This is a genomic window from Idiomarina sp. T82-3 (assembly GCF_001577655.1).
GTDB classification, from domain to species: domain Bacteria; phylum Pseudomonadota; class Gammaproteobacteria; order Enterobacterales; family Alteromonadaceae; genus Idiomarina; species Idiomarina baltica.
Window position 1 is genome coordinate 64516 of record NZ_LSBQ01000003.1, and the last position, 15297, is coordinate 79812.

15 protein-coding genes are annotated in these 15297 nt (G+C 48.7%); 13 read left to right on the forward strand and 2 right to left on the reverse strand.

Going from position 1 to position 15297, the window contains the following annotated elements; all coding sequences use genetic code 11:
- Positions 1-6: 6 nt before the first annotated feature.
- From AWU56_RS02610 to purF, 3 genes are all read left to right on the forward strand, one after another.
- The gene (locus AWU56_RS02610) at positions 7-540 is read left to right on the forward strand and encodes an SPOR domain-containing protein (protein ID WP_006955126.1); all 534 of its coding nucleotides are present in this window, start codon (positions 7-9) and stop codon (positions 538-540) included.
- Between the two features lie 74 nt (positions 541-614).
- Positions 615-1109 (forward strand): CvpA family protein, encoded by a 495-nt coding sequence (locus tag AWU56_RS02615; protein WP_272978104.1) that lies wholly within the window; start codon positions 615-617, stop codon positions 1107-1109.
- Between the two features lie 15 nt (positions 1110-1124).
- Positions 1125-2642, forward strand: coding sequence for an amidophosphoribosyltransferase (gene purF, locus AWU56_RS02620; RefSeq protein ID WP_272978103.1), 1518 nt, complete (start codon positions 1125-1127; stop codon positions 2640-2642).
- A gap of 58 nt (positions 2643-2700) precedes the next feature.
- Here the strand turns inward: purF and astB are convergent, their stop codons facing one another.
- Positions 2701-4041 carry an N-succinylarginine dihydrolase gene (astB, locus tag AWU56_RS02625; protein WP_286681769.1) on the reverse strand — a complete coding sequence of 447 codons (1341 nt, stop codon included), beginning with the start codon at positions 4039-4041 and terminating at the stop codon, positions 2701-2703.
- A 302-nt stretch (positions 4042-4343) separates the two neighbouring features.
- Between astB and topA the strand changes: the two genes are divergently transcribed.
- The 10 genes from topA (at position 4344) to AWU56_RS02675 (ending at position 14239) form a co-directional block, all read left to right on the forward strand.
- Positions 4344-6962, forward strand: a complete 2619-nt coding sequence (gene topA / locus AWU56_RS02630) for a type I DNA topoisomerase (protein ID WP_286681698.1) — start codon at positions 4344-4346, stop codon at positions 6960-6962.
- A gap of 98 nt (positions 6963-7060) precedes the next feature.
- The gene (locus AWU56_RS02635) at positions 7061-7456 is read left to right on the forward strand and encodes a hypothetical protein (RefSeq protein WP_006955121.1); all 396 of its coding nucleotides are present in this window, start codon (positions 7061-7063) and stop codon (positions 7454-7456) included.
- Entirely contained in the window at positions 7453-8922 is a 1470-nt protein-coding gene (locus tag AWU56_RS02640; protein ID WP_286681699.1) for a secretin GspD/PilQ domain-containing protein, read from the forward strand. The genes AWU56_RS02635 and AWU56_RS02640 overlap by 4 nt, the downstream gene beginning before the upstream one ends.
- Positions 8915-9976: a hypothetical protein gene (locus AWU56_RS02645; RefSeq protein WP_286681700.1), complete on the forward strand. Its 1062-nt coding sequence runs from the start codon at positions 8915-8917 to the stop codon at positions 9974-9976. The genes AWU56_RS02640 and AWU56_RS02645 overlap by 8 nt, the downstream gene beginning before the upstream one ends.
- Positions 9921-10316 (forward strand): hypothetical protein, encoded by a 396-nt coding sequence (locus AWU56_RS02650; RefSeq protein ID WP_286681701.1) that lies wholly within the window; start codon positions 9921-9923, stop codon positions 10314-10316. Before AWU56_RS02645 ends, AWU56_RS02650 begins: the two co-directional genes overlap by 56 nt.
- Positions 10316-11716, forward strand: coding sequence for an ATPase, T2SS/T4P/T4SS family (locus AWU56_RS02655; protein ID WP_286681702.1), 1401 nt, complete (start codon positions 10316-10318; stop codon positions 11714-11716). Before AWU56_RS02650 ends, AWU56_RS02655 begins: the two co-directional genes overlap by 1 nt.
- Entirely contained in the window at positions 11713-12732 is a 1020-nt protein-coding gene (locus tag AWU56_RS02660; RefSeq protein WP_006955116.1) for a hypothetical protein, read from the forward strand. The genes AWU56_RS02655 and AWU56_RS02660 overlap by 4 nt, the downstream gene beginning before the upstream one ends.
- A 22-nt stretch (positions 12733-12754) precedes the next feature.
- A complete protein-coding gene (locus AWU56_RS02665; protein WP_286681703.1) occupies positions 12755-13198 on the forward strand; it encodes a type II secretion system protein in 444 nt (147 codons plus the stop codon).
- Positions 13198-13602, forward strand: a complete 405-nt coding sequence (locus tag AWU56_RS02670; RefSeq protein WP_286681704.1) for a hypothetical protein — start codon at positions 13198-13200, stop codon at positions 13600-13602. The genes AWU56_RS02665 and AWU56_RS02670 overlap by 1 nt, the downstream gene beginning before the upstream one ends.
- Positions 13583-14239, forward strand: coding sequence for a TadE family protein (locus AWU56_RS02675; RefSeq protein WP_286681705.1), 657 nt, complete (start codon positions 13583-13585; stop codon positions 14237-14239). The genes AWU56_RS02670 and AWU56_RS02675 overlap by 20 nt, the downstream gene beginning before the upstream one ends.
- 9 nt (positions 14240-14248) lie before the next feature.
- Here AWU56_RS02675 and folD read toward each other — a convergent pair whose 3' ends face one another.
- The gene (gene folD, locus AWU56_RS02680; protein ID WP_286681706.1) at positions 14249-15115 is read right to left on the reverse strand and encodes a bifunctional methylenetetrahydrofolate dehydrogenase/methenyltetrahydrofolate cyclohydrolase FolD; all 867 of its coding nucleotides are present in this window, start codon (positions 15113-15115) and stop codon (positions 14249-14251) included.
- Positions 15116-15297: the final 182 nt, after the last annotated feature.

Sequence of the window (15297 nt, forward strand, 5' to 3'; positions counted from 1 at the left end):
TTCAATGTGGCAAGTCGGTTGCAAAACAGAATTGTTGGCTCCCTTATACTGGTTGCACTCGCGGTTATCATCTTACCGGATGTTCTGGATGGTAAAAAAACGGAAGCGGTTGAAGATTTCGAAACGATCCCCCTGAAACCAGAACAGAGTGCTTCGCTGCAGGCACCGACCGAGTTTGAGCCAGCCCCGGTGGAAGTCGCTGCCGAGCAAAGCGATGAGGTCACCGCCGATGAAGCACCAACGATGGATGCACAAAAGCAAGTGCAAGCACCGAAGCGGGAAATGAAGTCGGTGACCGTGACGGGCGAGGCTTTCGTTATTCAATTGGGTGCCTTTAGCAATCGTGACAGTGTGTTGGCTTTGCAAAAGCAATTGCAAGAGAAGGGTTTTGCGGTATTTATTGAGTCAGGTGGAAGCCAAGGACAGCTAACTAAGTTAATGGTCGGTCCGGATACTTCAAAGCACGCATTAGAACAACAGCTAGCGGCGCTCAAAGAGCTCACGGGGCTGCAGGGCAAAGTATTAAACTATAAACCGTAAAGAAATAAAAAAAGCCGCATTTTTAATTGGATTCTGTTAAAATCTGCTCACTTTTTCAGTGCGACTGAGTGCTTATGCTCTGGATAGATTACGCAATCATTATCATCATCACCATTTCTACCTTGGTGAGTTTGATTCGAGGCTTCGTCAAAGAAGCGGTCTCACTCGTAATATGGGTAGCCGCTTTTGTTATCTCGAGTCAGTTCTACAAAGATCTAGCCGTATATTTTACTGAAATCCAAGATCCGCTTGTCCGAAATGCGGCTGCTATCGCTGCGTTGTTTGTTGCCACGTTGATTATCGGCGCCATTCTTAACTATATCCTCTCGAAACTTGTTCAGCACACGGGCCTTTCCGGGACCGACCGTGTACTTGGATTAGTGTTTGGTGCGCTGCGTGGTGTGCTTATCGTGAGCGCTTTGCTGTTCTTTATGGACTCGTTTACCACCCTGTCAAACAGCGAGTGGTGGCGGGAGTCAGTATTGATACCGCATTTCGGTGTATTTATTCAGTGGTTTTTTGAATATCTAGAAAGCAGTTCAAGTTTTTTAGTCCCGCAATCAGTTTAAGAGGGTCGTAAAGTTATGTGTGGTATTGTTGGTATCGTCGGCAAACAGCCGGTTAATCAAGCGCTGTATGACGGCTTAACCATGCTCCAACATCGTGGACAGGATGCTGCCGGCATCATGACGGTGGATGAGTACAATACGTTGCGCTTACGCAAAGCCAATGGCTTGGTGCGTGATGTATTTCATACGCGTCATATGCATCGCCTTGCCGGAAACATCGGTATTGGTCACGTACGCTATCCTACGGCGGGCAGTTCAAGTTCAGCTGAGGCTCAGCCATTTTATGTCAATTCGCCGTTTGGCATTGCGATGGCGCACAACGGGAACCTAACGAACGCAGCCGATGTTCATGCACACCTGTTCAAAACCGCGCGTCGTCATATTAATACCACCTCCGATTCGGAAATATTACTGAACGTTTTCGCTAATGAACTGGACAAAAATGACAGCTTAGAACTTAACGCTGATGATGTGTTTAGAACCATCACAGCGGTGCATCGTAAGGTACGCGGTGCTTATGCTGTGGTGTCAATGATTCTTGGTCATGGTTTGGTTGCATTCCGTGACCCGTGGGGCATCCGTCCGCTTGCGCTCGGAAAGCGTGAGACGGCTGAAGGCGATGAATATATTGTTGCTTCGGAAAGCGTGGCGATCGATGGTACGGGTTTTAAGTACGTGCGCGACGTAGAGCCAGGTGAGGCGATTTATATCACCAACGATGGGCAACTGTTTTCGCGTCAATGTGCAGACAAGCCGAAGCACTGTCCTTGTATTTTTGAGTATGTCTATTTTGCACGGCCTGACTCGTTTATTGATGGTATTTCCGTGTATGCATCACGCGTCAACATGGGGCGTAAGTTGGGTGAGAAGCTCAAACGCGATTATGCCGACTTGGATATCGATGTGGTCATTCCAATCCCCGAGACGAGTTGTGATATCGCACTTGAAATTGCGAGCGTGCTGGATCTTCCGTATCGCCAAGGCTTTGTTAAAAACCGCTATATTGGCCGTACCTTTATCATGCCGGGACAAACGCAGCGCCGTAAGTCAGTGCGCCGTAAGTTGAACGCCATTAGCGCGGAATTCAAAGGCAAGAACGTGTTATTGGTCGATGACTCGATAGTTCGCGGAACGACCTCTGAGCAGATTATTGAAATGGCACGAGAAGCAGGGGCTAAGCGCGTCTATTTTGCTTCGGCTGCACCTGAAATTCGTTTCCCTAACGTTTATGGTATCGATATGCCAAGTGCCAACGAGCTCATTGGTCATGGTCGCGAAAGTAGCGAAATATGCGACATGATTGGCGCCGATGGACTCATTTATCAAGATTTAGACGATCTTGTAGGCGCGGTCGGTGAAGAGAATCCGAATGTTCAGCGCTTTGAAACGTCAGTATTTAGTGGTGAGTATATTACTGGGGATATTAATCAGGATTATCTCGACGAACTTGATGCCGCGCGCAATGATATGGCAAAAGCGCAACGCGATGGCGGCGAAGATGCTAATTTAGAACTGCATAACGACAATGATTAATGTCGTTATCAAATGACAAGGGGCGCTTAAAGCGCCCCTTTTTTATACTATTTTGAACTTAGTCCTGCTGGAAAGGATAAACTGAACCGAGCTTCAAAATTTGCGTTAATTCATCAAGCGCTGAACGTGATTCTTCGAGTAGCGCAGGGTCACGTAGGTCGTCAACGGCAAGCTCTTCGCGATAGTGTTTATCGACCCACTGAGTTAAGCGTTGATACAAGTCATCGCTCATCAAACAGTTTGGGTTAGCGGCTTTAAGCTCTTCGTCGTTAAGCGCTACGCGTAAACGCAAACACGCGGGACCGCCGCCATTTCGCATACTTTGTTTAACGTCAAAGAACTCAACGCGCTTGATAGGATTATCGCGCTGCACCAATGACTCAAGGTAGGCTTTTACACGAGGGTTCTCTTCACACTCAGTCGGTGCAATGAGAGTCATGATGCCATCTGGTGGAGTAATTAGCTGGGTATTAAACAAATAGGTTGATACCGCGTCCTGTACGCTCACCTCATCGGTTTTAACTTCGATAAAGTGCACTGGGGTATCACCAAACTTTTGTTGAATTTCAGCGAATTTCTGTTCGGTATCACGGAATGCCTGTTCGTGGTAGAACAATACGTTTTGATTACCTACTGCAATAACGTCGTTATGAAACACGCCTTGGTCGATAACATCGGGGTTTTGCTGCAGATAAACGGTGTTATCGTCAGTAAGACCATGCAAGCGAGCGATGGCTTGAGATGCTTCCAAAGTTTGTCGTGCAGGGAACTTCCGCGGTGCAGGTTGTGTACTATCAAATGCACAACGGCCGTAAGTAAAGATCTCAACACCGGCATGACCGTATTGTTCACATAAACGCGTGTGGTTTGCTGCGCCTTCGTCGCCAAAGTGCTCGTTATCAGGCAGGTGAGTGTGGTGCTCGAAATAACGTTCATGCGCAAACATGGCTTTAAGAATATTGCCACTGGTCACAGGCTCGAGTGAGCGGTGAAACTTATTCGTTAAGTTAGCCGGTGTAAAATGCACTTTGCCATTTGCCGTATCGGCGCTGGGTGATACAGTCGCCGCGTTGGCGGTCCACATGCTTGATGCTGAGCACACGGCTTGGAAAATAGCTGGCGCTTCGGTTGCCGCTTTATATAATACTTCGCCATCGGTGCCGGTGAAGCCGAGGCGTCGCAACGCATAAATATCTGGACGTTCTTGTGGCGCCAAAACGCCTTGCTTCATGCCCATGTCGTGCAGCGCTTTCATCTTCATTAACCCTTGTAGGGCGGCGCTTTTAGGGCTAGAGGTAGCCTTTGCGTTGGCTAACGAGGCAACGTTGCCGAATGACAAACCAGCGTAATTGTGAGTCGGACCGACAAGGCCGTCATAATTCACTTCAAAGTGTTGCATAGTCACGTATTCGCGCTCCTTTCGGGGGGCTACTGTTTAGCCTGATATGATCGAATTAGAATTATTATACGTTGTTAATAACGGCTTGTAAGCCTTTATTTTCGTGGGCTTACCGAAAATTCGCCGAGTCTGACTGTTTATCTAAATTGTGCGAATTTTTATCAAATACACAGGTTATGGTTGTTTCTTAAGAAAATAACCGATATATCTTAAAAAAGGCAGAATCATCGGGTTGCCACTTGTATTTTTGTGGTTATGAACCTATATCGTCTGACAGTTAAAGAAAAGAGAAGCTAAACTCTATGGCGAAATCGCTCGTTATTGTCGAGTCCCCGGCAAAAGCCAAAACAATTAATAAATACCTGGGTAACGATTTTATCGTGAAGTCCAGTGTAGGGCACGTGCGCGACCTTCCTACCAAGGCGGTAGAGAAGGTACCCAGTAAATCGGCGGCCGAAGTCCGCAAAATGTCGCCGGAGGATAAGGCGGCTTACCAACAGCAACGTGATTTTAAACGTTTGGTAGCGCGGATGGGAATCGACCCTGAGCATGACTGGGATGCACACTACGAGGTATTACCCGGTAAGGAAAAAGTAGTCAAGGAACTTACCCAACTGGCGAAAAAGTCAGATAAAGTTATTCTCGCGACGGATTTGGACCGCGAGGGGGAAGCTATCGCGTGGCATTTACGCGAACTGATGGGGGGGGACAACGACCGTTATCAACGGGTGGTCTTTAACGAAATCACCAAAAATGCGATCCAAGATGCTTTCTCGCATCCTGCCCAGCTCAATTTGGATCGCGTTAACGCACAACAAACGCGTCGATTCTTAGACCGTGTTGTGGGCTTCATGGTATCGCCTCTGTTATGGAAAAAAATTGCCCGCGGGCTATCCGCCGGTCGTGTGCAGTCGGTCGCTGTCCGCTTGGTAGTCGAACGCGAACGAGAGATTAAAGCGTTTGTTCCGGAAGAGTATTGGGACGTACACGCTGATTTAGCGACACAAGCCAAAGATGACTTGCGTATGCAGGTTGTGAAGCAAGCCGGTGAAAACTTCAGGCCGGCGAACAAAGAACAGACCGATGCGGCATTGGCACAGTTAAAAGATGCCGACTATGAAATTATTTCTCGTGAAGACAAGCCAACGTCGAGCAAGCCATCGGCGCCGTTTATCACGTCGACGCTGCAGCAGTCAGCCAGTACGCGTTTAGGTTTTGGTGTGAAGAAAACCATGACTCTAGCACAGCGCTTGTATGAAGCGGGTCACATTACCTACATGCGTACTGACTCAACCAATTTGAGTGCTGATGCAGTCAGCGCGTGTCGTGATTACATTGAGCAGAGCTTTGGAGCGAATTATCTGCCCAAACAACCGAATCGTTACGGCTCCAAAGAGGGCGCACAAGAAGCCCACGAAGCGATCCGTCCTTCGGACGTGAAAGTCAAGGCTGATAAACTGGGCAGCATGGATCGTGATGCGCAACGGCTGTATGAATTGATTTGGCGTCAGTTCGTTGCTTGCCAAATGGTGCCAGCAAAATACGATAGCACAACGCTAACTGCACAGGCGGGAGACTTCGAACTCAAAGCGCGCGGTCGCGTGATGCGTTTTGCGGGTTGGACCAAAGTACTGCCGCCGTCATCGTCGAAGAAAGACGGTGACATGAGTCTGCCTGATATTGGCAAGGGCGAAATATTAGCGTTGCAACAGTTGGAGCCGCAACAGCATTTCACCAAGCCGCCGGCGCGATATAGCGAGGCGTCCTTGGTCAAAGAATTAGAAAAGCGCGGTATCGGCCGTCCTTCGACATACGCGTCGATCATCTCAACGATTCAGGATCGCGGCTACGTTAAAGTGGAGAATCGCCGCTTTTTCGCCGAAAAAATGGGTGAAATCGTTAATGATCGACTCATTGAGAACTTTACCGAGTTAATGAATTATAACTTTACCGCGGAGATGGAGCAGGCGCTCGATGATATCGCCGCTGGCAAGCGTAATTGGAAAGAAACGCTCGATAAGTTTTACGAGGACTTTAAAGCCAATCTAGAACAAGCCGAGCGCGACCCAAATGAAGGCGGAATGCGCGGCAACCAAATGGTTATGACCGACATTGAGTGTCCCAAGTGTGGACGCGAGATGGGTATTCGTACGGCATCAACGGGCGTATTCCTAGGTTGTTCAGGCTATAATTTGCCACCTAAAGAGCGATGTACCCAAACGCTTAACTTAACGCCAGGCGAAGAAGCGGTTAAGGTGACCGATGAGGATGAACGCGAGACAGAGGCGTTACGTGCTAAGAAACGTTGTCCTAAATGCGGCACCGCAATGGATAGCTACCTCATTGATGAGAAGCGTAAACTCCATGTGTGCGGTAATAACCCGACCTGTGACGGTTATGTCATTGAAAAGGGTGAGTTTCGTATAAAAGGTTATGACGGACCGACCATTGAGTGTGATAAATGCGGTTCGGAGATGCAGCTCAAGACGGGGCGTTTTGGTAAGTATTTTGATTGCACAAATGACGAGTGCAAGAATACGCGTAAGTTGTTGCGCAACGGAGAACCCGCGCCACCCAAAGAGGATCCTGTACCGTTGCCGGAGCTTCCGTGTGAGGATTCGGACGCGTACTTTGTGTTACGTGATGGTGCTTCAGGTATTTTCTTATCAGCGAACACCTTTCCTAAGTCGCGTGAGACACGAGCGGTTAAGGTAAAAGAGCTTGCGCGGTTTAAAGACCGTTTGCCTGACAAGTTTAAGTATCTTGCTGAAGCGCCACAGGAAGATGACGAGGGTAACGAGGCTATCGTCCGCTTCTCGCGAAAAAACAAAGAGCAATATGTAGTGACCGAGGTCAATAAAAAGCAGACCGGTTGGAAGGCTCATTACAAGGGCGGTAAATGGGTTATTGATAAGAAATAATCCATGACTTACTCAATAAAGGGGCGATGGTGTATCGCCCCTTTTTTATGCGCTTTATAAAGTTTGAGTTAATGATTTAACTTAGCTGAGTAAAGGTCATGACCCTGCAAAAATTATGTTTATATCAAGCCTTGGTTGTCACGTTAACGGTGGGTATCATTCCCCTTAGTTCGGCGCAAGATTGCTTATCACTCGATCTAGGACCGGCTCAAGTAGAGCCCTCTTTACATTGGCAATCGCAAAACCGCGGTGTCTCAGCGATGGTGCGCGCAGGATTACTCGAACCACAAGTCATTCGCTTACTCAAACAACACTTGGCGATTAAAGTGGTCGATTGGCAGGCGTCCCATCACCATCAATGGCCGACAGACTATTTGCTCGAAGCCGATTCTTGGCAGGCTTTTTTTACCCGCTTACTTAAGCCTTTTGGTCTACAACTGGTCTTGTATGCTAATCAAGGCGCTGTGGTCCGTTATCAGGAATCACCACTGTGATTTGTGCTCGAGTGATATTGGCATGGGGTGTTTGTTTGATCTGCGTAGCCTGTAGCTATGACCCTGCTGCGCTTATCGCCAAGGCGGATGCACTCAGTGAGCAACAGCATCAGCACTTAGCCTCTCAATATGATTACCAACTCACGCCTCAAACTCCGCATACGGTGATCGAGAGTGAGCAGTTTTATGTGCCAGAGCTTGCTAAAAGCACGGTTGATAAGCCTATTTGGTATAGCCAACCCTTGCAGACACAGCTATTAAAAGTACCGCTACTGCAAGCGCTTCAGACCGTATTTACGCCGTTAAATGTCACTGTTTTAGTTGACCCAGAGGTCGATGCGCAACGACTTATTTCAAGTGAATTTTCCGGCACTGTGGGTGAGTGGCTTGCTTGGCTTAGCAATGGGCAACAATTATTTGTTGAATACGAGCCCTATGCGGTTCATTTGAAACGTTACCAAGTGAAGCGTTATGACTTAGCTTTTCTTGCGGGCACGACCCAGTTTTCCTTGAATGAACAGGCCGCCCAACAAGCAGACGGCGATCAGGCTGGACAATTGGGGTTCAGCTCAAGTCAGTCATTGGCGTGGAAGGAATTAGAGCAAGCGATAACACTCATGCTGTCGGACCAAGGACATGTGGCGCTTAACGCCAATGCGAGCGCGTTACTTGTGAAAGATACGCCCAGCGTGATTAAGCAGGTCGATCGCTATATTAACCAGTTGAACAAGAGTCTGACTCGTCAGGTAGCACTCGATGTACAAGTGATCGAGGTTCGATTCGATGACTCGGAGCAGTTTACCGTGGATTGGTCGAGTGTACGACGTACAAGTCAAGGCACGCCTTGGTTAACGTCGCAAAGTGGTTCTGATAATTGGTTACAGCAAGCCGCAGGACGTTTTATTCTAAGCCCGTTGAGTGGACCGCGAAATTCCATCGACATTTTAGTGCAAGCGTTACAAGAGCAAGGACAGGTCAAAGTCAGTCATCATCCGCGTATTTTGACATTAAATCATCAAGTGGCGCAGTTATTGGTCGAGGAAGAGCAAGCTTACTTGGCTGAATCAGAAGTCAGCACGACACCTTATGTGGGACAGCAACAACGCCTCAAGCCCGGCAAATTGACAACAGGTTTTAGAATGTTTGTATTACCCAACATTTTAAAACGCGATGTACTTTTGCATCTATCTTCGCAAATGAGCGCGTTGCAGGGGATGAACGTCGTTCAGTCAGGCGATAATATGATTCAAACACCGCACACATCTCGCAAACACTTTTTTCTAAAGGCGCTTGTGGGTCACGAAGAAACACTTCTTTTGACTGGGTTTCGTAATCAAACTGTCCAAGCGGGACGGACGCGTTCAGGGGTCAGTTGGTTACTGGGGGGCGGACAGCAAAAATCGCGGGAAAACAGCGAGACGCTTTTACTCATCACGCCGCGAATTGTCGGGGTGAACAATGAGTGAGTGGGTTACTCATAGCTTTCGATTAAGACTGGGTGTCAAGAAGCCATCAAGGAAGCAGCTTCTCGGCATCATTGCGCAATGGAATTATCCCTTTTGCGGGATAGCATTTTTCATGCAGCAGTGGTGGTTAAGTATGAGTCAACAACCGGGCGCCGATCCCTTATTCTGCCTTCGTGCTGACTGGCAACAAACCGCATCCTGTGGATGGATTATTGCGGATACTCAGCCTGCTCGTCTGGTTGTTTGGCAAAGCGGTCGCTTGGTTGCGATTGAACAAGGAGACGTCGCTGGTTTGATGAGACGTGTCGTTGAATGGAGAGAACAGCACAAGGATTTAACGTCCCCCTCGGTTTGGTGCTGGTACTCTCAACAGCCTGCGCCCGAGGCTTGGATCGGCGATAAGCGTAGTGATATGTATCGGTCGGATACGTTTTTACAATTGCTCCCCGGCGAGCAACTGACACGACGTTCAGAAACTGCGATCAAGATAGGGGTGGGAAGTCTGGGCTTATTGCTCATCCTGCTTGGTGGCATGTACTACGTGCTGAATCACCCCACCACTGAGGCAATCGAGACGGAAGAAAGGGCATTTTTTCAGTTAGATAGTGTCAGTGCGATCGCAGAAATAGCGTCCCTCATGAGTCATCCTTTTGCTGCAAAGCAGCACTTGGTTCAGATTGATTTGAGTGGCACTACACTGCGTTTATTGTGGCAATTACCCGACCAATTAACCGGCTCTCAGCAAAGTAAAACACAGGTTGAAACGCGTATACTCCCTAGCAAGAAGCGTGAAGGAACTGCTCCCACTGGAGGCGCCGCTGACGCACTGTGGGCGGCATATCAAACTACTTTTTATGATGCGCAAGTGACTCAGTTGAGTGCGACACAATGGCGCCTAGCCTATTCCATGATGTCGTATCGACACTTGCAACGATTAGCCGATTGGCTTGTCAGCCATCCGCAATTCGTTCTTTCTTCATTATCAATGAGGTACCAACATGGCTATTGGTCTGTGCAATGGACGCTGGACTCCCAAATGGCTGAGCTTATTTAGCTTTTGCCTACCGTTATCAATGCCGCTGACTGCTCAGCAAGTCGTGAGTCAAACGACCGATCCCTTGGCATTGAGCGAACAATTAAAAAACGAATTAAAAGCCTACCAGGCATGGCAAGTGGCGATGGAACAGAAGAAGCGAGACTTAGCCTTTGCTGAATTACAACTGAACTGGTTGAAGAAGCAAGTCGAGATTGCGCAGCAGCAAAAACTGCTACGACCGACCTCTGTTGCAGCGCCTCGTCCGCCTAAAAACTGTATTCGTATTGCTCAGTCTGAGTGGCGCTTGCGCGATGCCGATGGTGAGTGGTTCTGGGCAAAACAAGGGAGTTGCTTTTAATGTTAGATGCGATGCCGCACTTAGATGCAAAGGCACTTTACGGCTGTACGATTCATCCTGTTATCTTTCAATATTGTGAAATGCTTTTAAACCAGTGGCACGACGAGGGTTGCGACGATAAAGCCATGCTAGCAACAGAGTCGGGGTTGTTAGTCTGCTCGGCACGAGTGTTTGAGGAAGCAAGACTGGAACGAGAGAATCTGGAAAAGCTATTACGGGATTACACGCAGCAACCGGTGCAATTAGCCCTTGCCGATGCTCGCGTGATACGAGCAGCGTTACTGACTTATCGCACGGGGCGGCCGCCGCAAGAACAACCAACAGAGACAACGGACCAAACACATGCCCAGCAACTGCTGTCCGACCTCGTCGCCGAGGGGTTGGCAAAAGGAGCTTCAGATATCCACTTGCGATTCAGTAAACACTTCTGTCGAACCTGTTATCGAGTCAAAGGAGTTTTAGTGGACCATCATCAGCGTAATCGTGAGGCAATGACCGAAGCCATTGCCGCGGCGTTGAATACGCGTAGTGATGACTACAATCAAGTGTTCAATGAACAAAGCACTGATAGTGCGAGCCTGTTAGTGCCGCTCAGACAAGACGGCAACCATCTATCTGAGATAAAAGTACGTTTGCAAAAGTCGCCTTTAAGCGATGGCTTTGCGGTCACCTTACGATTACTGGCAACTACAATGGCGCCCAGTCTCACGCTTGAGTCTCTCGGGTTTGAGCCTGATATCATCAAAGGTGTCGACTGTATGTTGGCACAACGCAGTGGCCTGCTGCTCGTCGTCGGTCCAACGGGGCATGGTAAAACGACGACCTTGGCGGCTATTCATCAACGTTTTAGTGAGTCGGCGAAAATAATTTCGTTTGAAGATCCGGTTGAACTGAAACAACCTCATGTTGAGCAACGTTGGATCGACTCAACGCGCCATCAGGAAGGTTTTGAGACAGCCATCAAGACGGCATTACGAGAGGATCCAGACGTGATTTCTGTGAGTGAAATTCGCGATGGGTCAACCGCCGCTGCGGCTATAACGGCTGCGTTAACTGGTCACTTGGTGACGGCTACATTGCACGCAACTGACACTTTGGCTGCGTTGGAACGTCTGCGCGATTTGGGGGTAGCAATGGAGCAATTGTTAACGCCGGGCGTGTTGCGAGGGCTCATCGCACAGCGTCTACTGTATCGCGATGGCACCGCAACACTCGTCGCTGAATATTTAGTGCTTGATCAAGTCGCGCGTCAATTTGCTCTCAGTCACGATTATGCGGGCTGGCGAGAGCACCTTACGCGTTGCGGCTGGCGCGGCTTAGCCGAACGAGGCGCAGCTCAGATACTGGGTGAGACGCCTCGCGAATACCATTACTCGGTAGAAGGGCCGCTCGCGAAATGAATAAAATTGGACGACAGCGGCAGTGGCAGTGGGTTGAGGACTACTGCATCTGGTTAGAGGATGGCAGTGGACCGCAAGAAGCGGCTGAGGCGATGCGCACACAAGCGGCCTACTTTAAACTACGTGCGGAGCAGAAATTAGCGGAACGATTGCAGGCGGGCTTACGGCGGGGTCAAACCATTGGGCACGCGTTAAAGGGGGAGCTCAAGCCAGATTTATTAGAGCTCTTTATTATCGGCCAGCAATACAACTGTTTGACACCACTATTGAATGACTATCGTGACATTGTCGTCGAACTACAGCGGTTACGTTGGGCGTTTTATCGACAATTAGCCTATCCTATTTCGGTCTTATTTACTGTTCTTTTGGCTTATGCCTATGCCGCAACACATTATTTACCGCGATTGCTCAGTTATAGTCAATCGCGCTCTTCAGAAGCAGTCGTGGAATGGGTCATCAATATTGGCAACATCATTGCCAGCGGTTGGTGGTGGCTACTTGGCTTATTGACATGCTTAGTCATGGCATGGCGCTGGTTGGCACGCAACTGGGTAGGGCGTCAGCGTCTGCAGGCTGAACGCTATGGTCTATTTGCCCAATTCCGAGCCATCAATGCGTTATGGCTGACACGACTGGTCGCTGTTCTCATGCATCATCACGTTGCACTCGATACTATTTTTGCTGTGTTAATTCGCGTTGCATCGCCTTACGCAGGTTGGCACTTAAAGCGAATGCAACAACGGTTAGCACAAGGTCGTGTGAGCCTAGCTACAGTGCTTGATACGGGATTACTGTTACCGAGACAGCTGTTCCGGATTAGCCATCGGCAGCAATTTAATGGGCAACGTGAGGCGCTCGTTAGTGTCGCTCAGCGAAGCTATGTTGATATACAACGCAGTATTGCGTATCAGCAACGGGTATGGATTGTGTTGTGCTATTTGCTCATCACGGCATTGATACTGATGCTTTTAAGTGCTGTAGGTAGCACCATGATGGCGGTGATGACATCGATTTAGTGTTTTTCAAGGAGTGATTAGGATGCGTTCAAAGGAACAAGGATTTACGTTTATCGAAGTTTTGGCGGTGCTGAGCATTATTGCCATAGCCTCATTGGGGACTTTGGTATTGCGTGATTGGGCGGTTGGAAATGCGCGCGTATCGGAAGCGAAGAATCTGATAACGACACTTCAAGCGGGGGCACAAATGTGGAAACCGGCCAGTGGCGAATTTACCGGTATCAGCATGACCGAGTTGAGCAGCATTGGAGCGGTTCCTGCCGATTGGGGGGATGGTATCGGTAAAAACCCATGGGGTGGTGATATTACAATTGCTGTAGATGTCGGAGATCTAAATCGATACTCGATAAACCTTGATGGAATCTCCTCGGAGGAGGAGGGGAATAGACTCGCGCGTGATTATCAGGATCAAGCTTTCTCGAGTAGCTTTTCAACAGGCACCCTTACCGTGACTTTCCAAGGCTAATGAATCAACGAGGATTTAGCCTTTGGGAGGTCGTGCTGGCGGCGGCGATACTTGCTAGTTTTTGGCAAGTATCGTTAGTCGGCTGGCGCTGGCAAGACACGGTGCAGAAGCGCCTGCAGTGGCAACAGCAACTGGTCATGCTGATCCAAGCGCAACGTGACCACTACCAACGTTATGGTGTTTTTGCACTTACCGAGGCGCAATTAGCCCGACAGGGACGTTACGTGGTGCCTGCTTGGCCGTTTTCTACTGAATGGCGATTCCTACCAGATGCCTTTTACAGCGAACAATTACTCATGCGAACACAATTAAAGAACGTTGACCCATCACTCTTATTGGGTCATTCCTTGCCATTTGAACAGCAAGGTAACGAGGTCGTTATCCGTGTTATCGGAACACGCTAATAAACTGTGTCATCAGCGCGGGCAGAGCCTTGTCGAGGCGGTTGTAGTGTTGCCAATCATGCTGCTGTTTGCGCTACTGCTGGCGCAAGTACTTTATCTTTGGTGGGCACAGCAAACACTGTTTGTTGCAAGCCAGTATGCTGCGCGGGTCGGGGCTATCAACCATGGCGAAAAGCGGCCGATGCGCGTGACCTTGGCGGCCACCATGGCGAGTTTGACGCCTAAAGATAAAGACATAGAAAGTTGGCAAAATATATTGAAGTCAGTTGCTGCGCAGCAATTACACGGTTTGCAGTTTTCAGAGATCGACATCGTCCAACCCACAGAGGCGATGGTTAATCAATTTAAAGAGCGCCGCTATAGTAATGAATCGCAGAACTGGATCGAGGAAATTCCTGTTGATCACTACTGGGCGAGAAGACAGTCGGCCGAGAACGAAGAAGCGTACGTTAGTGCCACGACATTAAAAATTGAGGTCACTTGGTGCATTGAATTGAAGATACCGATTGCCGATAAAGTGTTAGCCGCGTTGGCTCCAAAGGTTTCACGATGTCAGCTAGCACAACAAATCACAGGAAGTCCGTTTTGGCCGTTAACAGCAACCGCCGAGCATCGGATGCTCAGCGGTTATCGTTAATTCGTCTAATTAGGCCTCAGTGTGGTCGTGGTATTCAACGCACGCTTGCAAGGTATTTTCAATCAGTGAAGCGACGGTCATAGGACCCACCCCACCCGGTACCGGTGTGATCCAACCGGCTCTTTGTACAGCCGTGTCAAACTCGACATCACCTGTTAAGCGACCATCATTCAGTCGGTTCATGCCTACATCAATAACGATTGCGCCTTCTTTGATCCATTCACCTGGAATAAATTCGGGCTTACCCACGGCGACGACAACAATGTCGGCACGTCTTACATGTTTTTCTAGGTCATTGGTGAAGCGATGACATACGGTGGTTGTTGCGCCTGCTAACAAAAGTTCAAGGCTCATTGGTCGACCAACGATATTGGATGCGCCGACAACCACTGCATTGAGTCCGTGTAAATCAATTTGTGTACTGTCTAGCAAAGTGATGATGCCTTTTGGAGTACACGGACGCAAAGCGGGTATTCGTTGTGCTAATCGACCGACATTGTATGGATGAAAGCCATCCACATCTTTGTGCGGGTGAATGCGTTCGAGAATTGGCGTTGCGTCAAGGCCAGCAGGCAAGGGTAGTTGTAACAAAATACCGTCGACATCGGGGTTGTCATTGAGTTCATCAATTAGTTGCTCGAGTGCAGTCTGTGATGTATCACTGGGCATGTCATAATCAAACGAACGAATACCGACTTGTTCACAGGCGCGTCTTTTATTACCCACATAAACTTCTGATGCGGGGTCTTGTCCGACTAAAACGACAGCTAAACCGGGCGCACGCTTGCCCGCGCTCAGTCGTTCGTCAATTTGTGTTTTTACCGATGCTCTGATGTTTGCAGCGATTGCTTTACCATCAATTAGCTGTGCAGGCATATAGGGACCCTTGCTTGTCAATGAAATTGGAATTGAAAAAGCTTTGAATGGCTGCATAGTTTACCGCTATTTTAGGTTCATTGTCACTGATTGTCGGAATAATGGTCAGCTTGGCGCAAAAGTAGCCAAACAACCGCCGTTTGCCAAAAAAAGTTTGACGGACGGGAAACTTATGGGTAATA